The sequence below is a fragment of the Streptomyces sp. NBC_00239 genome, from assembly GCF_036194065.1.
Classification (GTDB): domain Bacteria; phylum Actinomycetota; class Actinomycetes; order Streptomycetales; family Streptomycetaceae; genus Streptomyces.
The window spans coordinates 8487957-8511476 of sequence record NZ_CP108095.1; the positions used below are offsets into that span (position 1 = coordinate 8487957).

Consider the following 23520-nt stretch of genomic DNA (forward strand, 5'->3'; position numbering starts at 1 on the left):
GCCGGGGTGGAACCCGCAAGTCCCGGCCCCGGCCGGCCCGGAAGGGCTCTCAGACGGCCGGAGCCGTCCCTGACAGCAGTCGCGCGGGCAGGTAGTCCGACTCCACGCGAATCTCCCAGCCCCGCCGACGGGCATGGCATGCCAGCGCCAGTACGTCGAGGTTGAGCAGGGCCGCGGTGGTTTCCCCGCGGTCGGCCACCGAGTAGTGGTCGCGGTGCGCCTCCAGGGCATCGAGCAGCGCCAGGTTGAAGCTCTCTTCGTCACCGTCCACGAGCTGGGACAGCAGGACGGCGGGCGGCGCGAAGAAGCCCCATTCCCTGGCCTGCTCCATGCCGCGCAGCGCCCGGACGGCAGCGGGCTCCGGGTCGGCCCCCCGCAGGTAGTCGTGCAGGGCCTCCCGGTACGTCGCGAACGCCGACCCGTCGCCGCCGTTCAGACCGGGACCTGCCACGACCAGCGGCGCCAGGTCCTCCCGCTCACCGGAGACCAGGGCCAGCGCCACCGCCGTCTGCCAGTACCCGGGGCCCGTCCTTTCTCCGCGGAAGGCGGGGCAGACCACGTCGATGCCGCCGCAGACGGCCCGTACCTCGGTCCCCTCGTCGGCCAGGGCGGCCCGGAACAGCAGGCCGCCCAGCCGGGAGGCGAATCGGAGCGCCGAGACCTGCCCGTCCGACCCCGCACCGGCGTCCGCGCTGCGCAGCAGGAAGAGGGACTGCTGCCGCTCCATGGCCTGCGCCACGTCCCGCGCGGTGACCGCCTTGTCGGGCCCGGGCGTCAGGTCCTCCCGGGTGTGTTCCTCGTACCATCCGTCGATGTCCCAGGTGGGCTCCACCGGCCAGGCGGGCCGCTCGCACACCACCGGTCCGGCGGCCAGCGCGGCCACGGCGTCCGGCCGCCGCTCCCGGCCGAAGGCACCGACGCGCGGGCCGTCCGGCGCGAACCCCGTCACCAGGGTCCGCGGCAGGTAGCCGGTGTCCACCGGCACCGCCCAACCCTCCTGGCGGTGGCCCAGCGCCGCCAGGGCCAACGGCACCAGCGGCAGCAGGCTGCGCGGCGGGGCCGACGGCCCGTGCGCGCCCGGCACGGCCGTCAGCAGGGCGGTCAGCTCATGGTCGTAGGCCTCCCGGTCACCGCCCACAAGGGCCCGCAGTACCCGCAGTGCCACCGTGTCGGCGTGCCCGCGAAGGTCCTGCCCCGTCTGCGACTCCCGCTCGGCGATCCGGGCCAGCGCGGCGTCCACGGCCGCGACCTTGGCCTCCCGCGGCGGCGGGAAATCCTGGCCGTCGACGTCGAGGTCCCCGGCGACGCAGACCAGGAACCCGGCGACCAGCTCGGCCGCCGGCTGTCCCGCCGCGTCCTTGCGCACCACCTTGCGCGCGAAGTGGAACGCCTCGCCGTCCCGGTCGACCCGGTCGGTGACGACCGCCAGGCAGTACGCGTCGAGCCAGTCGTGGGCCCCCGCCGTGTCCCAGCCCTCCTTGTCGTCGCCGCGGTCGTACGACATGCCGAAGTTCACGTAGTTGAGGAACACGCTGAACGGCTCCCACGGGTGGTAGGCGGTGTACCGCACCACGGCGCAGGCCGCTTCGGCGGCGTCCTCCAGGACCGCCCACGCCTCGGCGGAGTCCAGCGCCGGCTCCGTCACGGACAGCGCCGCCAGGTGGTCCAGCATCTCCTGGCCGAGCCACTCCCACTCGTACGAGCCCATCGGGCCCGCCTTCGACATCGACCTGGTCATCGACCCGATCCGATGCGTGAACCCGTCCCGCGCCGCCTCGATCTTCTCCACGGCCACCTGATGACGTTCGATCACCATCTGCTGCATCCCCCCGTCTTGCTCGTACCGTCGACAGGCTAACCGGGGCCACTGACAGCACCGGAACCCGAGGGTCCGCCCACCGTGCGGCCGTCCGCCGTAGGGGCCTGCTGTCCGTGCGGGCTACCGGGGGAGCAGTGGTTCGGGGTCGGTCGCCAGCCGTGCGTGGGCCTCGGCGTCGTAGCGGACCCCGTCGTATTCGAGCTTCTGCCGTTCGTACCCTTCGACCGCGAAGCCGGAGGCGGTGGCGACCTTGCAGGAGCCGGGGTTGTCGATGCGGTGGCCCAGTTCGAGGCGGAACAGCCCGGCATCGTCGAACGCCCACCGGGACACGGTCCGGCAGGCCTGGGTGGCGACGCCCCGCCCGCGGGCCGAGGACGTCGTCCAGTACGACACCCAGCCTGTCCCGTGGCGCCGGTTCACGGCACTGACGGCGACGTTCCCGAGTACTGCCCCGTCACCGCGGCCGTCGCCGCCGCCGTCGACCACGGCGAACGCGAATGCCGTCCCGGACTCCCAGCGCTCCGTCCAATCGGAGATCCACCGCTCCGCGGCCTCCAGCGAGTCGATCGCCTCGGCGGACTGGCCTCGCATCAGGGGATCTGCGAACGCCTTCATCACCGACGGGGCGTCCTGCCCCTCCCACCGGCGCAGCAGCAGCCCTGACGGAGTCTTCACATGATCACGCATGCCCGAAGTCTCACCCGTCGGAGTGCCCCCGGTCACCCCCTTTCCCCGAGCACGCGCCCGGCGGGGCACGCACCCGCGGAGTGCGGACTGCCCTTGCTCCTGTGCCTGTGCCTGCACCTGTGGGCAGGGGGTCGGAGCATTCCGGTGGCCGCGGAGGTCCCGGGGATCCCCGCGTACCGCGCCGCCGCCGTGCTGTGGCGCAAGGGGGGCCTCCCCGACGACACCCTGAACGCGGCGCTCCTGGTGTCCCGCGTCTTCGCGTACGTGGAGGACGGGCGCGGCACCGCGGCAGCCGCGCAGGAGTGGCTCCAGGGGTTCGGCATGCGGGTCACGGGCGAGCCTCACTACATCGTGGTCTCGCCCCCGGCGTCCGCGGGGACGGCACGGTCACGGGATGTGCCGGTCAGGAGGTGCGGTAGGTGATGACCGCCGCTCCGGCGTGCCGATGCTGCCGCGCGCCGTCGTGGCCCGCTCCTCTTGGGCGCCGTCCGCGCTCTCACCGCCGAGGCGCCGGACCCCCGTTGCCGCCGGATCCTTGGACGCCGGGGATGCCAAGGGAGGCGCCCCAGCCGCCTCCACCGCTGCCCGGCGCTCCCACCGGGGCCGGGGCGCTGTGTCCTCTCCGCAAGTCGATCTGGCCATCCGGGCGGGTGAATGGCCGGCGCCACCTACGGGGCGATGCGCCCGCCACGCTCGGACAGGTGCAGGGCGACCCGTCGTACCAGGGCCCTGTGCGCCGGTTCGGCCTCGCCCGCGGCGACCCCGAGGACGTACCGGCCGGACACCACGGTGGCGTGGGCCACGGGCCTCGCCTCCAGGCCCGTCCGGTACACGTACAGCCGGGCCCCGCTCCGCGGTTCCTCGATCCAGGCCGGCACGCACCCGCCCAGTCCGGGAGCGCAGCCCCAGGGCATGGCGCTGGCCGCGTACGTCCGGGCGGCCGTCGCGTCGGGCGCGACCCAGCGCACCGTGAGGGAGAAGACGTCGCTGCCGTCACCGGACTCCGCGGCGAAGCGGCACACACTCGGGTGCGGCAGCCGGACTCCATGCATGGTGCTGCTCCGCTTCTCCGGCAGCGCGAGGTAGTCCGGGGCGAGTTGCGACAGGAACCCGGTGTCCAGCAGGCTGCAGGCGTCGGGCCAGTGCCGCGGTTCCGTTCCCCCCAGGGCGACCGGCCGGGCCGCGTCCTCGGCGCGATGCACCGGGCGCATTCCGGTGAAGCGGGTCCCTTTCGCTTCCTCACTACGGACCACGAGGAGTTTCCCACTCGCCCCCAGCAGCGTCCCGGCGACCGGCCAGGGCACCGGGGCGGTCCGGCGGCCGTCAAGACCGACGAAGGTGGTGGCCCCGGGCCCCTGCCCGGCGGCGTCCCCGACTGACCAGCGCACGTCTCCGGAGAACGAGCCGTCCGTGCGCGTGTCCTCCACGATCAGCCCGTCCGTCATGAAGGCGAAGCCACTCAGGGGGTGGGCAGTCTTCCAGGCCGGCTTCCCGGTGTCCGCCCGGAAGGCCCACAGTTTCTGGCCGACGTCCGCGTACACGACCCCATGTTCCTCCCCCAGAGGAGGTCCGAATGCCGCCCGCCGCAGGATTTCCTTACCCCGCTCCGTGAGCCACTGGAACTCGCCGTCCATGCGTATGCCGAGGGCCCCGTCCGCCGCACTGACACTGATGCTCTTCCCACGCCCCAGCTGCTTCTGCCATGCGGACCTTCCGTCCCGCTCGTCCACCGCCTGGAGTTCCGCAGCCTCGCCCGTGCAGTGGCGGAGCAGGAGCAGACGGGTCGATGTCGCCGCCATGCTGTAGGGCACGTACAGGTCCACGTAGGGATGGGGTTTGGCGCAGCGGTTGTCCAACTGGATGTTCCATCGGACCGCCCCGGTACGCGGCTCGAGGGCCAGCGCCCGGTCACCGTCCATGACCACGGGTCCCCATTCCGCCAGGAAAACGCCCCCGGCGATGAAGTTGCCGGCCCTCCCGTCCGCCTCCGGGGCCGCCCTGCGGTGCCACAGCTGGCGCCCGGTCGCGAGTTCGTACGCCCGCAAGGTGTCCTTGAAGCGGTCCTGCGTGTCCACGAGAAAGAGCACACCGCCCGACAGCCCCAGGTCGGGGCTGTCCTCCGCGAAGCCGTGGACGATGGAACGGAGGTGGCCGCTGCGGGTGTCGACGACGCGAACGGAGCGGCCCACCGCCACCGCCAGTGCCTCGTCGCTGAGGGCCGCTGACACGTCGCGTGTGTCCAGCGCCCGCCCGGTGGTCACGTACGACCAGGCCACCTCCAGGGTGTTCGGAGGCTCGGACGGCTTGCCGGCGGTCCTTACGTCGCCGACCAGTAGCACCAGCAGCACCAGCACCACGACGACCGGTAGACCCGCTCCCGCCGCATGCAAACCCGTACGCGAACTCCGCCGTGCCATGCCACTCCCCATCTCCCGGAACTCCCCGGAACATTGCGGAACTTGGTGGTTCTTCCCAGGGCCTTGCCGGACTTCCCCGCAGCAGGCGGCACTTCGCCGGTCAGCACGGCGCCGCGGGCGACCATTGGCAGGGCCGGGAGTCCTTCTCAAGCCGGAACCCTCCCTTCGGCGACCCCGAGTACACGGCCCCGTATTGAGCGGCGTACCCGGTCACCGCATACCGGCCCCCGCTCGGGGCAGGCACGGGGATCACGCCCGCCTTCCCGTTCCGCACATAGCGGACGACCAGCCGGAACTCCCGGGCCCCCTTCGCGGCCACGAAGGTCGCCGACAGGTTGACCTGCTCGCCCGGCGCGAGCGTGACGACGTGCCCGCCGAAGTACCGATCGGCCGAGCCCCTACCAGTCAGGAACACCGGCCGGGTGCTGTCCAGGTCCGCGAACAGCTGGATCTTCTCCTCACCTCCGGCGCCCGCCTCGCACAGCAGCGTTCCGGCGAACGGCGGTGCCGGACGCCGCTGTTCGGGCTCGATGTCGATCGAGGTGATGGTGAGGGGCTGCGTACCGCCTTCGATCGTGAGGTCGGTGACGAGTTCACCGGCCCGTGCGCCCCGATGGCGCCGGATGACCCCGGCCACGTCACCGCCGGTCACGATCTCCGCCAGGTCCCGGGATGAGGCGATCCTGTCTTTGAGAGCCGTGCAGTTGCCGTCGTCGCCGTCCTGCCGGGCGGACACGGTGAACGGCGCGGACGGAGGGCCCGGCGAGGGGCTGCCCGTGGCGATGGGCGGGGGTTCGGACCCACCCTCCAGTCCAAGGCCGTTGAGGGCGACGGCGGTCAGCACCGCACCGAGCACAGGTATGCCGACCCCGAGCCCGAACAGCCGCCCGTGCCTCCGCCACCACGGCTCGGCGGCCGCCTCCGGCGTTCCGGGTGACGTACCGGGCTGTGGCGTACGCGAACCGCGCGACCCCACCCGCAACGTGGTCCGATTCCTCATCCGTCTCCCCACCCCCGGCCGCTCGCGCCCTCTGCCGTGCTCCCGGCCCCTGCTGTCACGGTGTACGGAATCAGCGTCGCGCGCCCGGTGCCCGGTGCGGGTGTGGGAAAGGTGAATGTCCTCTCCTCGGACACGCGCATGCCATCCCCGACCTATCGTGCAGTCATGTCATGTGGGTTACTTCTGCCCGCCCCTCAAGGCGGGCACACGACAGATCAGGGATGCCCGCCCGCCACGAAGACCTGCAAGGGACGCGCAGCGGAGGAGGGACCATGACAGCCAGCGCGGATCAGCCTGACGCGGACCAGTCCGGCGCGGATCGGCCCGACGCGGACCAGCCTGCCCCGGATGCTGGTGCACCCCGGCCCCGAACCGACCGTCCGGCGCGGCGGCCGAACCGACGCACCCTCCTCATCGGCGCGCTCGGGGCCGCGGCCGCTGCGGCCGTCGCCGTACCGACCGCGCTCACCATGTCGTCCTCCGGGCGACCAGTTCCGGCACCGCCCTCCCGACCCCCGCGGCCGCGCAGCCAACAGCAGCTGCCGCGACCCTTGATCGCAGAGACGAAGTTCATGAGCGCGTACGCCCTCGCGTTCAGCCCGGACAGCAAGATCCTCGCTGTCGGACGGCTCGACGGAGCGGTCGAACTCTGGGACCCGAAAACCCTGACCCCCACCGTCACGCTCAGAAAGCCCGGCAAACGGTACGACGGGGTACTCGACCTGGCCTTCAGCAGGGACGGGACGCTGCTCGCCGGCGCCGACGGCAGGAGCACGACGCTGTGGAACGTCACCGCACGCGAGGAGCCCGCGACGCTCACCGACACCGAGATCGATCCCGTCCAGGTGCAGTCACTGGCGTTCCACCCGTACGCCGACGTCCTGGCCTGCGCCAACATGGACGCTACGGTCAATCTGTGGGACACCGGCACCCATCAGAAGCTCGGGACGCTGATCGACCCGATCGGCTATACGAACAGCCGGCAGAAGTCGGTTGAGTCGCTCGCCTTCAGCCGCGACGGGACGACGATCGCCACCAGTAACATGGCACGCAAAGTGCGCTTCTGGGACATCTCCACGGGTGCGATCGTCAGTACGATCGACGGCCTCGAACTGCCGGTACTCGAACTCGCCTACAGCCCGGACGGATCCCTGCTGGCCGGTGGCACCGCGAGCCTGAGGACCAGGGACGGGCAGGTCAAGCTGTGGTCGGCGGACAGTCAGAAGGAGGTCGCGACCCTCACGGTGCCCTACGTCACCACCCCCGGGGAGTCGATTCCCCGCAAGGAACGCATCGCCCGGTACGTGAATTCCGTCCAGTTCAGTCCCGACGGCGAGACCGTGATCGGTTCGGTCAACGGTGACCCCCTGATCGTGAGGTGGGACGTCGCCACCCGAAAGCTCGTCGACGTCGAGGACACGCGTACCTACCAGGACGGCGCGTACCACGACACCGTGCACCCGATGCGGATCAGCCCGGACGGAACCATGATCGCGGCAGGCCTCTTCCGCAACGTGGCCCTGTGGAAGCTGCCGTGACAGGGCGTGGGGCTTGAGTCCTCTTGGGATGGCTGCCCCTGGCCACTGCCAGCAGGAACCCGGCCGCAGCCGAGTTCGCGTACGGCCCGGATGGCGAAGGCTTTGCGAGGACCTCTCCGTCCGACCCGTGCCGACGCTCCGACCCCGGGTTGTCACGATCGGGCGAGGCGGGCTGGACCTGCCAAGCCCGGCCGTTTTGTGTCAATATGCATCCGCCCGCATCCCACGGGAGCCCGCCGGGTCCGCAGGTGAACTGGTCCGGCTCACACCGCGCGGGTCCGGCGATCGTGTCCACCTCGGTGCTCGCCGCCCCGCAACGACCACCCTCGGCCCAGCCGGCTGGCGACCAGCTTCCCCGGCTCCTCAATGCGGACGGCCGCGATCTGTACGCCGCGGACCCCTGACGCCGCCGACGGCGGTCCCGTCCTGCGGCTTCGGCCCTGTTTCGAGCAGATGGGCCCACGCGGCCTCGTCACGGCCGAAGGACGGCCTCAAGATGCCGCTGGACCGGCTCGAAGAGCCCGTACGGGATGTACCACGGGATCTCCGCGAGGGTCACCCAGGCGATCTCGGCGAACTCATCCGCGTTCGCGACACAGGCGGTCCCGTCGGCAACTTCGCAGGCCGTGTACGAGACGGTTCGGCCGGTGATCGGATGGACCCGCTCGCCGAGCCGGGCCACGACGACCACGTCCAGGCCGGCCTCCTCCTTCGTCTCGCGGACGGCGGCTTGCTCGAAGGATTCGCCGGGCTCGACCTTGCCCGCCGGGAACTGCCAGGAGAGTCGGCCCTCCGGGACCCTGCGCCGTACGAGCAACACCCGTCCCTGGTGGGCCACAACGGCTCCGGCCACCCAGCTCTCCGGTCCAGCCGCACCCAGAGGCGCCTCCCGGTCAGCCACGACCGCTTCCGTCATCCGACGCGAGCTTCCGATCGTCGTCACTCGAAGAGCCCTTCCGCCACCGTGGCCGCCTTCGACGACTCCTGCCGGCGCTCGAACTCCAGCTGCCACGCTCGCGCCGCGGAGTATGCGACGTGAGCCATGCTGCCCGGACACAGGACCAGTGCCCGCGGTTCGGTCTTGTGGTCCGCGACCGACCCGTACCCGATCCGCTTCGTGGGCAGCAGTGCGTGAGGAACAGAACAAGAGGGGCATGGAGCCTTCGGGAGTGTCGCCATCGCCCCAGGATGGCCAAGTGAGCCCCAGCACGGCAGGGAGCGCATGGAGCGCGCACTGCCGTCAGGGGGACTGGTTGGAGGCCTTCTCCCGGCTCGGGCCGGACCGGACGGCACCCGAACCAGCGGAATCCCTCTGGGGGTGTATCAGGGCGGCATGACCGACCCCGGTCCGGGTATGGCTGGAAAGCCGTGGTCGGTGGGTCCGCTGGTCCGTATTGCGGGCGTAATGGCTTGGGGGCCCGGCGTCCCGTTGAATGCGGTCGGAAGGCACGTCGCCCGTCGGATGCGGAGCAGGGAGTCATGGGATGAAGCAGGGCCGCGGGAGGCGCAAGGCGCTGGTGGGGGCCGTCGCAGTCGTGGTGACGGCCGCATTGGGAGTGGGGCTGTACCTGTTCCAGCCGTGGAAGCTGTGGCAGGACCAGACGGTCAGGGAAGCCCTGCCGACCGCCGCGCCTGCCGGGACCGCCGCGACCGCCGCGCCGAGCGGGACTTCCGGGACGGTCCCCGCTGCCCCGGCGCCGGCGGCCGCGCCGCAGACGCTGACCCAGGGCTCGTTCATCAGCCACGAGCACGACACCGAGGGCACTGCCAGGGTCATCCGGCTGTCCGACGGCTCCCATGTGCTCCGGCTGGAGGGACTGGACACGAGCAACGGGCCGGACCTGCGGGTGTGGCTGACGGATGCCCCGGTCAGGGAGGGCGTCGCCGGCTGGCGGGTGTTCGACGACGGCAAGCACGTCAGCCTGGGAAAGCTCAAGGGGAACAAGGGCGATTAGAATTACGAGATCCCGGCGGACGTGAACCTCGCGTACTACTCCAGTATTGCGATCTGGTGCGACCGTTTCGACGTCTCCTTCGGAGCGGCGGAACTCGCCAAGGCGTAGGCGTCTACCTCGGCAGTGGGCGCGGGTGCGGGTTCCGAGGGCCGGGGGGGCGGTCTTGAGGCGTCCTCGTTCTCCGCTTCGGACACCTCCGGCAGGCCCAGGGGCGCTGCGATCACCGTTCCGCCGCTGCTTCGAGGAGGGCGACGGTGAAGCCGATGCAGGCGAGGAGGGAGAGGCCGAAGCCCGGCTGGGTGCGTGGCTGGCCACGCCCGGGTGACCGGGCGGGTAGGGCGTGTGCACCTCACCTGACAGTCCCGGGCAGGCGAGGTGAGGGGGATGTCTGTCCGGGCCGGGCCGGGCGTGGCGTAGGGCGCGATTCTCCGTAGCCAGCTCCTGCTGCTCACGCCGGCGGGGCGCTCACCGCTCCCATGGGCTGCCTGCGCGGTGGTGGCCGAGGCCTGGTGGGATTGCGAAGGGAAGACTGGAAGGTTCACCGGTCCGGCGTGGTGACGGCCGCTGCGAAGGCGTCGTAGGCGCGCTCGTCGAAGAGCACGAAGCGCACCTCCTCGACCTCCGTCCGGGCCGCTCGTACGGTCTGCACTGCGATCCGGGCCCCGTCGTCCATGGGCCACCCGTAGATCCCGGTGGAGATCGCCGGGAAGGCGACGCTTCGGGCTCCCAGCTCGTCGGCGACTCGCAGGGACTCCCGGTAGCAGGAGGCCAGCAGCGCCGAGCGGTCCTCCTCCTTCGACCAGACGGGCCCGACCGTGTGGATCACGTGCCCGGCCGGCAGTCGGCCCGCCGTGGTGGCGACCGCCTTGCCCGTGGCCAGGCCCTTCCCGTAGTGGGAGCGGCGCAGGTCCTCGCAGGCCGCGAGGATCTCCGGGCCGCCGCGCCGGTGGATGGCTCCGTCGACCCCGCCGCCGCCGAGCAGTGAGGAGTTCGCCGCGTTGACCACGGCGTCGACTTCCTCGGCGGTGATGTCGCCCTGGACCAGGGTGATGCGCGGCATCGGGATTCCTTCCTTCGGGAGTGGTACGCCGTCGGCTTCCACGGCCCAGCTAGTAGGCGGGGCCGAAGGCGCCGTCCTGGGCGGTTTGTGCGCCGGAGTTGAAGTACTGCTGTGCGGCGGCGCCTTCGTCGTGCATGACGGTGTTGAGGCGCCTCGGGTTCATCTCCATGTCTCCGTGGAAGGCTGCGGCCGAGGGGCCGGGCTCGGTGTGGGCGTGGGCGGTTGCTGCGAAGGTGAGGGCGGCGCTCGCGAGGAGGAGAGCGGCGATGGTGCGCTTGATGTTCATGCGCTGCCAACGATCTTGCCCGAGAGCAGGTCACTCCTCTGCGTACGGGGGTGTTGGTGTCATCCGGATGGAGACGTCTTCCGTTCGCGGCCTGCCGGGTGGTTCCCGGTCACCACTGCCGCGGAGCGGCCCGGCACGTGGTGCAGTGACCGCCGTCCGGCTGGCTGCCGCGGCACGGGGCGGCCCGGCAGGCCGGGGCGTGGCGGCGGACCGCAGGCCTGACCGTCGGCGTGACGGCGACTCGTGGCCGCAGACCCTGAAGGCGGACGTCAGAGGCCGTCCGGTCGGCCGGCGGGACCGGTCAGTTGAACAGCCAGTACTGGTTCGGCTGGCTGCCGCAGTCCCACAGCATGACCAGCGAGCTGCGGCCCCAGTTGTAGATGTCCGCGCACTGGCCGGGGAACGCGATGTTCTCGAGGCGGGCTGGTCCGGGCACGGAGTGGATCTTCCACGCCTGCCCGAGGCCGTACCCGCAGGGGTTCTGGATGAGCTGCTCCCCGCGGCCCCGGGAGCCGTCGACGCAGACCCGCTCGCGTCACTGCGGATGTTCCAGCCCCCGCTGGTGCTGTTCCACTCCAGGCTCCAGGACTGGTTGCCACCGCCGTGGCACTCCCACATCTGGATCCACGGGCCCCTGCCCCAGTCGTAGACGTCCAGGCACTTGCCGAGGCCTCCGTGCTGAGGCTGGTGATCGTGGAGACCGGGACGGGCGGCTCCGGCACTCCGCCCGAAGAGGCCGCGGGCCCGCCGTGGGCGGTGGCTGCCCCGGCGCACAGCACCAGCGCGGCCGCCGCGGCCCCGAGGGTCGAGCCGAGTCGCGTGGGAACGTTCATGCGGGGACTCCGGTAGTCGCACGGGTCGGTCCCTAGACGCTAAAGCAGCGCCGTGGTGGATGGACAGGACAGTACCGGTCGTGATCGCGGCCGGAAGCCCCCGTCCGGCAACTGCGCGGTGAAGTCCGCGCGCGCAGAAGCGCGTACGACCGGCACCATCGAGGGGTCGGGTCGTCCGCCGGCCGACACCATGAGCACCGCCCCCGCACCCGCGACCCCCCTCCGGTGGCACTTCCCCGGCCGCCGCTTCGTCCGTCGCCTCCGTCCTGGCGGGGGCGGTGCCACGACGGCGGCGGTCCGGTCGGGGGCCTGGCGACGGCGAACGCACTCGGCAGCGTCGACGTCCCGGCGATGCGCCGACCCGCTGATCACATCCGCCGTCCCGAGCGCTCGACGACCCGATCCGAGCGCCTTGTTACGTTGCGATCACGTCCTGATGGAGCCACCGCCACAGAGTGCTGGGAGCGTCACGTGGGTGAACACGAACCCGTACGTGCATCCGAGCCAGGTACCTGCCGCGGCGGCGCGCAGGCCCCTGCTGCGCCGACTTCGCACCCGTCTCGTCCTGGCCGCCGCCGCGTCCACCCTGGTCACCGGGCTGGCCCTGCCGGGTACGGCGGTCGCCCGCACCCCCGCCGATGCGATCGTCGCCGGTGCCTCCGTATCGCCGGTCAGGTGGGGCCCCTGCCAGGCCGAACCGCCTTTCCCCGAGCCCAGCCCGCGCGCCGAGTGCGCGACGGTGGAGGTGCCGGTGGACTGGTCGGAGCCGAACGGCCCGAAGACCCGGCTCTCCGTCGCCCGCCACCGGGCCACCGACCCCGCGCGCAGGATCGGCGTCCTGATGTCGAATCCGGGCGGCCCGGGTGCCTCGGGCGTCGACGACGTGTTGTACGCCGACGACCCGGTGAGCGGCTACACGCCGGACCTGCTCCAGCGCTTCGACATGGTCGGTTTCGACCCGCGCGGCATCGGCCGCAGCCGCAACGCCGTCTGCGACGAGACCCTCCTGGAGAGGATCCCGGCCCGCCCGGGCACCGCGGCGCAGTTCGAACGGATGCGGACCCTCAACGGGCTGCTGGCAGCCAGCTGCCTCCGCAGGACGGGGCCGCTCGCCGCCCACATGGACGGGGAGAGCGTGGCCCGTGACATGGACGCGATACGCGCCGCTCGGCGAGCGCCGGATCAGCTTCATCGGGCACTCGTACGGTACCTTCCTCGGCGAACGGTACGCCCGCCTGTTCCCCGGCAGGCTCCGCGCGCTGGCCCTGGACAGCGCCATGGATCCCGCACGGCCGGATGCGGAGCGCTACCTCACCGACGGCGCCGTCACCGTCGAGACGACCCTGAAACGGTTCGCGGCCTGGTGCGAGAAGGACACGTCCTGTGTCCTCAACGGCAAGGACGCGCTCGTCGTCACCGACGAGCTGTTCGCCCGCGCCGACGCGGGCGGGCTCCGCGACCCGGGCCCGAACGGCCCGACCCGCACCAGGATCAGCGCCGACCAGATGTCCGCCGTCCTGACCTTCAGTCTCGACGAAACCGCATGGCCGCGCACCGCGCGGCAGCTCGAGGCCCTGCGCTCCGGCAAGGGCAAGGTGTTCTGGACGCCCTTGGGAGCGGAGCTGGCGGCGCGCCTCGTGCTGTGCCGGGACTACGACTTCCGGATCCGCGACCACGCCCAGTACCCGGCCATCCGCAAGCGGGTCGCCAAGGCGGTCCCGCACGTGCGCGCCAACTCCCAGTCGCTGGACTTCGTACTCGCCTGCCAGGGCTGGACGATGCCGCCCAAGCCCCGCCCGGCCCGGGCCAAGGGCCCCCTCCCGCCGGTCCTGGTGGTCAACGCGACGCTGGACCGCGCGACTCCGCTGCCCGGCGCGCGCCGCATGGCGCGGTCCTTCCCCGAAGCCACCCTCTTCAGCATGGACGTCGTGGGCCACTGGCTGTACCGCAGGGGCGGAACGGCCGAGGCGATGCGCGTGATCGACACCTACCTCACCCACCCGCGGCCCGCCCCGCGTACGAACTGACCCCGGCCGGCTCGTGATGTCAGGAGGAACGCCGTACGTGGCGGGCCAGCCACGTCAGCAGGGCGTCCAGGTCGGCGGTGGTGGAGAGGACCCGGTCGACGGCCTCGGGGGTGTGCAGCCATGCCTCGCAGCCGAGGGCGCGGGCGGCGATGAGGGAGCGGTGGCGCAGCAGGTCCGCACGGGGGTGGTCCGTCGGATAGCCGCGCGGGGGGCGCTTCATCACGTCCCCTGAGATGTCGTAGCCCTTCTTCCGCAGGTCCTCGACGATGGCGAGCAGTGAGGGTCCGCTCTCCGCGGAAGCCACGGCTCTGCGGAAACCGTCCACCTGGCCGGGGTCGGGGTACCACCAGGCGCCCTGGATCCGCAGCCCATCCAGGGAGAAGCGGAGGCTGATCTCGACCTTGCGGTCGATGCGGATGACCGCGCTCTGGTTCTGCCACCACCAGGAGCCGGTGCGGTAGTGCCAGACGGAGAAGTCCTCGTAGCGGGGGTCGGCGGCCGCGACCTCGTCGAGCAGGGCGATCATCGGCTGCCGGACCAGGCGTTCGCGGTCCGCGCGGCAGCGTTCGCGGGTCGCGTGGGCCGGTTCGCCCTGAAGCTCCCACAACACGTCCATGGCCTGCCCAGGCCAACCGGTGAACTGTCCGTGCATGCGGCAAGTGTAGTGCTGCGGTCGGACAGTCCCACCGGGTCGCGGCGCCCGGCCCGGCGCCCCGCCGTGTTGCGGCCCGTGCGTCCCGAGCCGTCGGCTGCGGTCTCCCGGAAGGCCGCCACGAAGGACGGGGACCGGCAGTTCCATCCGGTCGATGTGGGCGAGCAGTTCGAGGCCCGGACCGTCCCCGACCGCGCCCCGGACCAGCAGCGCCAGTACGTCCCGCGAGACGGACGCGGCCGTGCCGAAGGCGAGCAGCGTCATCGCCGCCTCCCAGCTGCGGGGCGACGGCAAGGCGCCGCCACCGGCCGGTTCTCGCCGTACGGGTACCGGTCCCACCCACGCACGCGCGCACCCCCGCACGAGCGGCGACGGACCGCGCGGCGGGTGCCTCAGGCCGGCGCCTCCGGCGGTCATAACGCGGATCTTATGCACGCAGGTATGCCCACCAGTCGCCATGTACACGCCCATACTCGGCGGCGGTGAACCCCACACCCGCCTCCCCCCACGAACGGAGTGAACGTTGAAGCCCACCAGATGGACGGCGGTCGCGACGGCGATGGCGCTGTCCGCGAGCCTCGTCGGCGCCATCGCCGGAACGGCGTCGGCGACACCGTCGGCACCCTCGGCGGCGGCCCAGAAGGGCAGCCCCGCGGCCCGCGCCGTCGCCGCCGCGGACCTGGCAGTCGACAGCGGCCTCGACGCGCTGGTCAACTCGGCCCAGGAGCAGTACGACCGACGTCTCGTCACCCCTTGGGTGAAGGACCTCTACTCGGTGTCGTACGAGCGCAGCTACCGCGGCCTGCCGGTCGTCGGCGGTGACGCCGTGGTCCTCGCCGATGGCTCCGGGAGGATCCGCGCCCTCCAGTCCGCCTCCTCCGTGCGCATCGACGTGGCGACCCAGCCGTCGGTCACCGCGAAGAAGGCCGAGACGGCCTCGCGGAAGAAGCTGGCCTCGGTCGACAAGGTCGAGAGCAGCCGGCTGGTGGTCCGCCTCAAGGGCGACAAGCCGGTGCTGGCCTGGGAGACCGTGCTGCGAGGCCGTACCAAGAGCGCGCCCAGCAAGCTGCACGTCTTCGTCGACGCCCGCACCGGTCGCGTCGTCGACAGTTACGACGACGTGGTCGCGGGCACCGGCAACAGCAAGTGGAACGGGCCCGGCCCGCTCACCATCGACACCACCGCCTCGGGTTCCACGTACTCCCTCCGCGACCCGGTCCGCACCGGCCTGAGCTGTGCCGACTACAGCACCAACACGGTCTTCTCGAAGTCCTCCGACTCCTGGGGCACCGGCAACCCCACGAGCAAGGAGACCGGCTGCGTCGACCTGATGTTCGCCGCACAGAAGCAGTGGGACATGCTCAGCCAGTGGCTGGGCCGCAACGGCGTCAACGGCAACGGCCGCAGCTTCCCCGCCAAGGTCGGACTCGGCGAGCTCAACGCCTACTGGGACGGCAGCTCGGTGACCATCGGGCGCAACAGCGCCAACGAGTGGATAGCCGGCACGGACGTGGTGGCCCACGAGTACGGGCACGCCATCGACTCCAACACTCCCGGAGGCACCAGCGGTCAGGAGGCCGGGCTCGGCGAGGGCACCGGTGACATCTTCGGCGCGCTGACCGAGGCGTACATCAACCAGCCCGCCCCCTACGACGTCCCCGACTACCTGGTGGGCGAGGTCATCAACCTCCAGGGGCGGGGCCCGATCCGCAACATGTACAACCCGCCGGCCGTCAACAACGACCCGGCCTGCTACAGCTCGTCGATCCCCGGCACCGAGGTGCACGCCGCCGCGGGCCCGCTGAACCACTGGTTCTACCTGCTGTCCGAAGGCACCAACCCCGGCGGCGGCAAGCCCAGCAGCAGCACCTGCAACCAGAGCACCCTGACCGGGGTGGGGATACAGACCGCCGGCAAGATCTTCTACGGCGGCATGCTGCTCAAGACCAGCAGCATGAGCTACAAGAAGTACCGCACGGCGACGCTCAGCTCCTCCAAGACGCTCGACACGACCTGCGGCCTCTTCAACAAGACGAAGGCGGCCTGGGACGCGATCAGCGTGCCCGCCCAGGCGGCGGACCCGACCTGCACCCCGAGCGGTCAGAACAACGACTTCTCGATGTCGCTCAACCCCTCGTCCGGCACCATCCAGCAGGGCGGTTCGGTGACCACCACCGTCGGCACCGCCGTCACGACCGGCACCGCGCAGTCGGTGGCCCTGACCGCCACCGGCCTGCCCGCCGGGGTCAGCGCCTCCTTCAACCCCGCCACCGTCCAGGCCGGCCAGTCCTCCGTGCTGACCCTGACCGCCACCTCCAACGCTGCGCCCGGCACCTCCACAGTCGTCGTCAAGGGCCAGGGCACCACGCTGTCGCACACCACCGACTACACCCTCAACGTCGGCGGAACCCAGCCCGGCAACGACCCGCCGGACATCAACGTCGCCAATGTGCAGGCGCACCTGACCCAGTTCAACACCATCGCGAGCCAGAACGGCGGCCACCGCCGTGCGGGCAGCGCCGGCTACACCCAGTCGCTGGCCTACGTGAAGGGCAAGCTGCAGGCCGCCGGATTCACGGTGACCGAGCAGAACTGCACCTCCTGCACCTACCCGTCGAACAACCTGATCGCCGACTGGCCGGGCGGCCCCGACGACCAGGTCGTCATGTTCGGCGCACACCTGGACGGCGTCTCTGCGGGCCCCGGCATCAACGACAACGGCTCGGGCTCCGCCGCACTCCTGGAGAACGCCCTCGTCCTCGCCCAGAAGAACCCGACGATGACCAAGCACGTCCGGTTCGCCTGGTGGACCGACGAGGAGCAGGGCCTCAACGGCTCCGCCTTCTACGTCAACCGGCTCACCACCGCCCAGCGCGCGACCATCAAGGCCTACTACAACTTCGACATGGTCGGCTCCACCAACGGCGGCTACTTCATCAACAATGTCAACTCCGCCGCCGCCGCACCCCTCAAGGCGTACTGGACCTCCCTGAACCTGGCGCCCGAGGAGAACACCGAGGGCCAGGGCCGCAGCGACGACTACTCCTTCCAGCAGGGCGGCATCCCGACCTCCGGGTACGCGGCCGGCGCGAGCGCCCGCAAGACCTCGGCGCAGGCCCAGAAGTGGGGCGGCTCCGCCAACACCGCGTACGACTCCTGCTACCACAGCGCCTGTGACACGACCAGCAACATCAACGCGACGGTCCTGAACCGCAGCGCCGACGGTGTCGCCTACACCGTCTGGAAGCAGGCCGTCGGCGGCACCACCCCGGCCCAGGACTTCTCCATCGGCGTGAGCCCGTCCGCGGGCAGCACGGCCCCCGGCGGGTCCGTCTCGGCGACGGTGAACACCACCACCGTGAGCGGCGCCGCCCAGACCGTGGGCCTGGCCGTCTCCGGCGCACCGGCCGGCGTGACCGCCACGCTCAACCCGACGTCCGTCCAGTCCGGCAACTCCTCGGCCCTGTCCGTCCAGGTCGGCGCGAGCACCACGCCCGGCACCTACACCCTGACGGTCACCGGCTCGGGCACCGTCAGCCACACCACCACCTACACGCTGACCGTCACGGGCGGCGGCTCCTGCAGCCCGCGCCAGCTCGTGGTCAACGGCGGCTTCGAGAACGGCACCAGCCCCTGGAGCGCGAGCACGGGCGTGATCACCAACGACTCGCGGCAGGCGGCGCACGGCGGCAGTTACAAGGTGTGGCTGGGCGGCACGGGCGGCACTTCCAACGAGCGCGCCGGGCAGTCCGTTTCCATCCCCACGGGCTGCTCCTCGTACCGGCTCTCGTTCTTCATCCACATCGACACGAACGAGACCGAGAACATCGCCTACGACACGGCCACGGTCAAGGTGGGCGGCCGGCAGCTGGCGTCCTACTCCAACCTGGACGCGGCCGCCGGCTACGTGGAGAAGTCCTACGACCTCTCGTCCTTCGCCGGGCAGACCGTCACCCTCGACTTCGCGTCGGTGGAGGACCAGTCCCTGCAGACCTCGTTCGTCCTGGACGACGTCTCGATCCAGGTGAGCTGACCTCCGGCACCCAGCCGAACCGGTGAACCGGCCCGGCCCCCGACCCCCGGGCGGCCGGGCTTCCGGCGTCCCTCATGCGGCGTGGTGCGGGAGACGGGGCCGGCCGGGCGCGCCGCCGCCCGGCGGCGCCCACACGGGGGGCCCGGCTCCGCGGTGTGCGGGGCCGGGCCCTCACCCATCGTCAGGCCCGACTCGACGCCTTCCGGGGTGCTGTCGTCCGGGTCGGGGTCGCGGTCGCGGGCGATCTTCTCGCCGGTGGCGGTGTCGAAGAGCCCGTGGCCGTCGACGGAGACCACCATCACCAGGTCGCGGCCGTCGTCGGGAGCGAGAGCGAAGCCGATGCCGAGCAGGCCCCCGATGGGGATGAGCCCGTTCGGGATCGGGTACCACGGGACGGGCGGCGCAACGACAGGGACGGACAGAAACTGCTCTCGCAGCCTCTGCTGGTAGTCAGAGATCAAAGTTCCTTCTCGCCTCGGCTGGATGTCGACCGCCCCAAGGCGATGACGCGCATCGTGCCAGGCTCGCACAAGCCTTCGCATTCGACGGGCCAACTGAAGCTGCGCCATGGAGGGGAGTCCGGCTACCGCGGATACTTCCGTGAGGAGTACGATGCCGATCCGACCACCTTCACCCTCGGGAACGGCACGTGGTCAGTCCCATTCGGATGGCGGCTGGTCGACGCGGCCCCCCTTGTGCGGCGTGTGGACGTAGCCCCGCGCGCCGTGGGGCAGCGAGGCGACACAGGCAGAGGAGCAGGCGTTCACCAGCAGGGGCAATACGTCTGTGGCCACGCGCAGTGAGATCCACCTCTGTTGGAGCCCATCCTGTTCGATCGGGCGGTCGCAGACGCTGCATCTGCGGATGATTGTGGTGCCCCGGCGTCTGGGATCGAGGTCTTCCAGGGCGAGTTCCGTGACCCGGTCCAGGTCAGGCTGCAGGCGGGGGAATGACGGTCGCAGCTTGTAGTTGACGAACAGCGCGCGTGTACTCACCGTGCTTCGCGACAGCTTCGGGCATCGGGTGAGTTCGTACGGAAACCAGTGCAGCCGGTAAGAGGTGTAGGGAGTGAACTCCTCCAGGCTGGTCATGGCACCGATCTCGGGCGGTATCCGGACCAGGTTGCTGCCGCAGAGCACGAGATGCTTGACCATGGTCAGCCGCGCGATGCTCGGCGGCAGGGTGACGATCTGCCGCCGCTCCTCCGGGTTGAGCCCCACGAGAGGGCGGAACTCCTCGCGCCCGTCGGCAGCAGCCTCGTCAATCAGCTCCAGCAGACGCAGCCAGCCCGGAGCGGACACATCCTGGCGCTCGGTGTGAAATCCGACCCGGGCTCGCGGACGCGGCCTGGACTGCTCGACACACAGGCAAGCATCCTGGCGAATTCCGCGCCGCTCCGGGGCCGGTTCCGACGTATCACCCCAGCGGTTGACGTAGGGCTGCGGCTCTCTCTCACTCGTCATGGCGCCAACATATGAGGGTGCCTCAGCCGCCCACCATCACAAGATCAGCGACAGAGCCGACGAGAACGAGCCAGTCCCGTGCCCCGGTCCGCCCGTACGACGTGCCTGCCCGGATGGGTGGTGATCACGCCCGGGTCCGGGAAGACAACGCTCATGAGACGCGAAGACTGGTTCGGGATGGCGGCCCTTTCGCTGCCCTGCCTGCCCGTACTCCTGCTCATCGTGGCCTTCGCCCTGCCGGGGGCCGCCGCGACACCGCGGAAACGCGCCCTGCGCCTCCTCGGGGCGCTCGCGATGACCGTCGCCCTGGGCGTGGCCCTCGTCCTGCTCGCGAAGGCCGCCGGTGACTGCCTACGCGACCCCATCTGCGAAGGGCCCTCCGGCCCCTGAGGGAGCGGGGCCGCCCGGCGGCCGCCCGGCGGCCGACCGTGGGTGGTGTTGGGGGAGTTGCGGGGCGCGGGCCGGTGCCCAGGGCGCGACGTTCGGTCATGCGTCTAGTCTCCAGGCCCTGCTACATCCTTTCCGACCCCCCAGGACTAGAGGCCCGCGGTCGGGGAGCTGCCTGTCCTCGCCGTTGCAGCTGTAGCCCCACTCTCAGCCCAGGGTTGATCCAGTTCTGTAGCGTGTGTACGACGCGGCGTAGTTGGCGCCGGGGCGAGTCAAGACACCTGGGAGGGAACCCGCATGGCGATCGAGGGCACGTGGGAGATGATCAGCAGTGACAACTACGGCGAGTACCTGAAGGCCGCCGGCGTCGGCCTGATCCAGCGGAACGCGCTGGAGAAGTCCTCTATGACCGAGGAGCTGGCGAGCGCGGACGGCAGGTGGGAGCTGTCCGTCCGGACTCAGGTCAAGACCACCAAGGTGTCGTTCACCCTGGGGGTGGACTTCGAGACTGTGGCTGCGGACGGGCGCACCGTGACGGCGTGTTTCACCCGGGACGGGGACACCCTGGTCGAGGTGCAGGAAATCGGTGGCGAGCGGGTCCAGGTGTTCAGGAAGTACGGCCCGAGCGAGATGACCGCCGCTTACAGCGCCAAGGGTGTGACGGCCACGCGCGTGTTCAAGCGTCTCTGACGGCCTTTCCAGGACGTCCAGGCGGTCGCTGTGGGCCAGCCGTCGGCGGTCTCGGGGGGCCGGTTAGGGCGCCCCGGCGGCCTCTGCTCCGGTGGCCCGGTGGTGCCTGAGCGCGGCGGCGGGCGGGGGGTTCTGGGTGTAGGGCGGGCTCTTTCTCGTGCGGGCCCACTGCTGAGAATGCCGGACCGCCCGTAGCGCCGCCAGGGATGCGTGCCAGGCCTGGAGCCCGCCCGTAGCGGGGTCGGCTACCTCGCCGTGGCGCACCTGGTCGGGGCGGGGCCTGGTCCGGTTCAGGGTGATCCGCGACATGGGGCGTCACTGGACACGAGCGTGACATGGACCTCAGTCCAGTTTTCATCCGCATTAAATTCTGAATCACGCGGTGGCGAAGCGGTTCTCTTCCGCAGCCGGCACGGCTTGGGGTCCCCTCAAGGAGGAGGGAGAGTGCGCAGACACGCCGGCAGGCCGCAGGCCTGGACCCTGCGGCACGGGTTGGTTGCGGCCTCCCAGGACGTCTGTCTTCAGGTGCCGCTAGGAGGGGGCTGAACCCACTCCCCCGGCCCGTCCCCCGGCCCGCATTTGCCACCGTGCAGACGCTTCGTTGTCTTCGGTGCGGAGGTCGTAGTGGGCGAGGATTTGGCCTTGCTTGTCTCGCAGTTCCAGCTGTGCTGGGTACTCGACTCCGTGGGGCCAGGTGACGTGGCGGGGGAGGGTGGGTTCACCGTTCTGCTCGGGGTCTGACGGTGTGTTGCTTGCCGTGGACATGGCTGGTCCTTTGGTTGAGTGGTTGAGGCGTGTCCACCCTGACCTGGGATGTGGGCCGGTCTCCAGCGAGGCCCAGGGTCGTTCGCCCGTACGAGTTCCAGATGGTGCACTCGGCCGAATGGGGAAACCTTTGCTCTGCTGCCAGCCCGCCCGCAGGGCGGGCTGGTCCTGGAGGCGGAGCCGGAAGGACCTCGGGGTGGGGGAGCGGAGCGCAGGACCCCGGCCCGTAGGGCCGGCCATACAGGCTTGATCGTTGTGCTTCTGAGGGGCTTGTAATCGCCGACTACCCGGCGGGCTTGCTGGGGAGGTTGGTCGGGGTACGAGCTGCACATCCTGGAGTAGAGGGAGAGCGTCATGGCGGACGAGCAAGAGGTTGAGGCCACCCCGGAGGAGGTTCCGGTGGAGAAGCCGACCCTGGTGGCGGGGACTCAGAGGCTGGAGACGAAGCAGATCACGGGGCAGGTCATCACGCACACGATCATTAAGCCCCTTCCGCGGTAGTTCGCGGCGCAGCAGGTTGGAAGCGGAGCGGACGCCGTTCAGGCGGTCCGCTCCCACCGACCGCCAGTCGAGAGAAGCCCGCACCCCCTCCTACTGCTGCCAGCAGGGACCGCGGAGCGGGCCCTGGCCCTGGAGGCGGAGCCGGAAGGGCCCGGGTGGGAGCGAAGCGGACACCCCGAACAGGCCGCAGGCCTGGACCCCGTGAAACGGGGTCACCTCCCGCTGGGCCCGCGAAGCGGGCCCAGCCCGGGTGGAGCGCAGCGGAGCCGGAGCTAGTTCGGAGCGAAGCGCAGGACTCCGGCCCGAAGGGCCGGCCATGGCTCGGAGCGAAGCGGAGAGCCAGGCACCGAAGGCGCCTCGGCCGAGCGCAGCGAGGCCGTTCAGTCCTGAGCGCGCAGCGCTCAGGTACCCGCCTGATGTGCTACCAGCCGGGCCCGCTTCAAGCAGGCCCGGTGGTGAAACGGGAGGTTGAAGGGGCCCGCCAGGAGAACTGTGGGGCTTGTCGTGTCAGGAGAAGCCCGTGTGCCGTTTAAGGGAGCAGCAGGGCCTGCGCAAGCTACCGGAAGCGCTGCTCAGGCACCGGAAGGGCCGAGGTTCAGTGTGCTCAGAGAAGGAACACCTTTCTGGATGTCTCCGATATCGAGGCCCTGGGAGAGGTCGGAGACGCTGCCGAGGGTGAAGGTGGGGGATGCCTTGGGCTGAGGGCTCCCCATGGGGTTGTTGTTCTCGAGGAACTTGTTGGCGACGTTGAGGACGGTTTTATCGAGGTTCGTGGCGTCGGCTCCCAGCGCTGGAAGCCCGTAGTTCTCGGGGTGTTCGGTGACGGCGTGCCTCACCTTTTCGTAAAGCTGTTTCTCGCTCAGGTCCGTGTCGGCATGGGCGGGGGAAGCGAGGGAAACGGCAGCGACGGCAAGCGCGGCAGCACTGATGATCTTCTTCATAACCAAAGAAACGACATGCCTGTGGCGAGGACACGACCGCGATGTGACCGAGCCGGCCTGAACCTGCAACACCCGGAAGGGACGGTCTGCCGGGACCAAGCCGGCCCCAGGACAGAGCAAGCCGTCCCTTGTTGCCAGCTTGACCGCGCGGAGCGCGGTCAAGGCCTGGAGGCGAAGCCGTAAGGTCCCAGGGCGGGGGAGCGCAGCGGACCCGCCCAACGGGCCGAAGGCCCGGACCCCGTGAAACGGGGTCACCTCCCGCGCGCGCAGCGCGCGGGAGCCCCCGAGAGGACCGCGAAGCGGTCCTCTCGGGGGAAGCGAAGCGAAACCCGGGCCAGTCCGAAGCGAAGCGCAGGACCCCGGCCGAAGGCCGGCCATGGCTCGGAGCGAAGCGCAGAGCTGGGCCCGAAGGGCCCCGGCCGAGCGCAGCGAGGCCGTTCAGTCCTGAGCGCGCAGCGCTCAGGTA

At 70.9% G+C, this 23520-nt stretch carries 18 protein-coding genes and 2 pseudogenes; 8 read left to right on the plus strand and 12 right to left on the minus strand.

Annotation, left to right across the window (positions count from 1 at the left end):
- Positions 1-49: 49 nt before the first annotated feature.
- Both OG764_RS37585 and OG764_RS37590 read right to left on the minus strand, forming a co-directional pair.
- Complete coding sequence (locus OG764_RS37585) at positions 50-1816, minus strand: immunity 49 family protein (protein WP_328972817.1); 1767 nt, start codon at positions 1814-1816, stop codon at positions 50-52.
- Positions 1817-1939: 123 nt separating this feature from the next.
- Complete coding sequence (locus OG764_RS37590; RefSeq protein ID WP_328972818.1) at positions 1940-2506, minus strand: GNAT family N-acetyltransferase; 567 nt, start codon at positions 2504-2506, stop codon at positions 1940-1942.
- Between the two features lie 144 nt (positions 2507-2650).
- On the opposite strand from OG764_RS37590, the gene OG764_RS37595 reads away from it, so the two are divergent.
- A complete protein-coding gene (locus tag OG764_RS37595; protein ID WP_328972819.1) occupies positions 2651-2929 on the plus strand; it encodes a hypothetical protein in 279 nt (92 codons plus the stop codon).
- A 245-nt stretch (positions 2930-3174) separates the two neighbouring features.
- On the opposite strand, the gene OG764_RS37600 is transcribed toward OG764_RS37595, so the two are convergent.
- Positions 3175-4863 (minus strand): outer membrane protein assembly factor BamB family protein, encoded by a 1689-nt coding sequence (locus OG764_RS37600; protein WP_328972820.1) that lies wholly within the window; start codon positions 4861-4863, stop codon positions 3175-3177.
- Between the two features lie 160 nt (positions 4864-5023).
- Complete coding sequence (locus OG764_RS37605) at positions 5024-5767, minus strand: hypothetical protein (protein ID WP_328972821.1); 744 nt, start codon at positions 5765-5767, stop codon at positions 5024-5026.
- Between the two features lie 707 nt (positions 5768-6474).
- Here OG764_RS37605 and OG764_RS37610 point away from each other — a divergent pair.
- Positions 6475-7461: a WD40 repeat domain-containing protein gene (locus OG764_RS37610; RefSeq protein ID WP_328972822.1), complete on the plus strand. Its 987-nt coding sequence runs from the start codon at positions 6475-6477 to the stop codon at positions 7459-7461.
- A gap of 472 nt (positions 7462-7933) precedes the next feature.
- On the opposite strand, the gene OG764_RS37615 is transcribed toward OG764_RS37610, so the two are convergent.
- Positions 7934-8314 carry an NUDIX hydrolase gene (locus OG764_RS37615; RefSeq protein ID WP_328972823.1) on the minus strand — a complete coding sequence of 127 codons (381 nt, stop codon included), beginning with the start codon at positions 8312-8314 and terminating at the stop codon, positions 7934-7936.
- 631 nt (positions 8315-8945) lie between these two features.
- Here OG764_RS37615 and OG764_RS37620 point away from each other — a divergent pair.
- A pseudogene (locus OG764_RS37620) lies at positions 8946-9524 on the plus strand (DM13 domain-containing protein).
- A gap of 430 nt (positions 9525-9954) precedes the next feature.
- Here the strand turns inward: OG764_RS37620 and OG764_RS37625 are convergent.
- The 3 genes and pseudogenes from OG764_RS37625 to OG764_RS37635 all read right to left on the minus strand — a co-directional run.
- The gene (locus OG764_RS37625) at positions 9955-10476 is read right to left on the minus strand and encodes an O-acetyl-ADP-ribose deacetylase (protein ID WP_328972824.1); all 522 of its coding nucleotides are present in this window, start codon (positions 10474-10476) and stop codon (positions 9955-9957) included.
- 49 nt (positions 10477-10525) lie between these two features.
- Positions 10526-10762 carry a hypothetical protein gene (locus OG764_RS37630; protein ID WP_328972825.1) on the minus strand — a complete coding sequence of 79 codons (237 nt, stop codon included), beginning with the start codon at positions 10760-10762 and terminating at the stop codon, positions 10526-10528.
- Positions 10763-11063: 301 nt separating this feature from the next.
- Positions 11064-11276: pseudogene (locus tag OG764_RS37635) on the minus strand (RICIN domain-containing protein); the annotation flags it as partial.
- Between the two features lie 1461 nt (positions 11277-12737).
- Here OG764_RS37635 and OG764_RS37640 point away from each other — a divergent pair.
- The gene (locus tag OG764_RS37640) at positions 12738-13622 is read left to right on the plus strand and encodes an alpha/beta fold hydrolase (RefSeq protein ID WP_328972826.1); all 885 of its coding nucleotides are present in this window, start codon (positions 12738-12740) and stop codon (positions 13620-13622) included.
- A gap of 19 nt (positions 13623-13641) precedes the next feature.
- On the opposite strand, the gene OG764_RS37645 is transcribed toward OG764_RS37640, so the two are convergent.
- A complete protein-coding gene (locus OG764_RS37645; protein ID WP_443056169.1) occupies positions 13642-14538 on the minus strand; it encodes a DUF2461 family protein in 897 nt (298 codons plus the stop codon).
- Positions 14539-14833: 295 nt separating this feature from the next.
- Here OG764_RS37645 and OG764_RS37655 point away from each other — a divergent pair, with 295 nt between their 5' ends.
- Positions 14834-18307, plus strand: coding sequence for a M28 family peptidase (locus OG764_RS37655; RefSeq protein WP_328973298.1), 3474 nt, complete (start codon positions 14834-14836; stop codon positions 18305-18307).
- Here OG764_RS37655 and OG764_RS37660 read toward each other — a convergent pair.
- Positions 18193-18768, minus strand: a complete 576-nt coding sequence (locus tag OG764_RS37660) for a hypothetical protein (RefSeq protein ID WP_328972827.1) — start codon at positions 18766-18768, stop codon at positions 18193-18195. The genes OG764_RS37655 and OG764_RS37660 overlap by 115 nt on opposite strands.
- A 192-nt stretch (positions 18769-18960) precedes the next feature.
- On the minus strand, positions 18961-19770 hold the full coding sequence (locus tag OG764_RS37665) for a leucine-rich repeat domain-containing protein (RefSeq protein ID WP_328972828.1): 810 nt from the start codon (positions 19768-19770) through the stop codon (positions 18961-18963).
- 153 nt (positions 19771-19923) lie between these two features.
- Between OG764_RS37665 and OG764_RS37670 the strand changes: the two genes are divergently transcribed.
- The 3 genes from OG764_RS37670 (at position 19924) to OG764_RS37680 (ending at position 22113) form a co-directional block, all read left to right on the plus strand.
- A complete protein-coding gene (locus OG764_RS37670; RefSeq protein ID WP_328972829.1) occupies positions 19924-20160 on the plus strand; it encodes a hypothetical protein in 237 nt (78 codons plus the stop codon).
- Positions 20161-20454: 294 nt separating this feature from the next.
- Positions 20455-20847, plus strand: coding sequence for a lipocalin/fatty-acid binding family protein (locus tag OG764_RS37675; protein WP_328972830.1), 393 nt, complete (start codon positions 20455-20457; stop codon positions 20845-20847).
- 1119 nt (positions 20848-21966) lie between these two features.
- Positions 21967-22113 carry a hypothetical protein gene (locus OG764_RS37680; protein ID WP_328972831.1) on the plus strand — a complete coding sequence of 49 codons (147 nt, stop codon included), beginning with the start codon at positions 21967-21969 and terminating at the stop codon, positions 22111-22113.
- A 572-nt stretch (positions 22114-22685) separates the two neighbouring features.
- Here OG764_RS37680 and OG764_RS37685 read toward each other — a convergent pair.
- Positions 22686-23054: a hypothetical protein gene (locus tag OG764_RS37685; protein WP_328972832.1), complete on the minus strand. Its 369-nt coding sequence runs from the start codon at positions 23052-23054 to the stop codon at positions 22686-22688.
- Between the last annotated feature and the right edge of the window lie 466 nt (positions 23055-23520).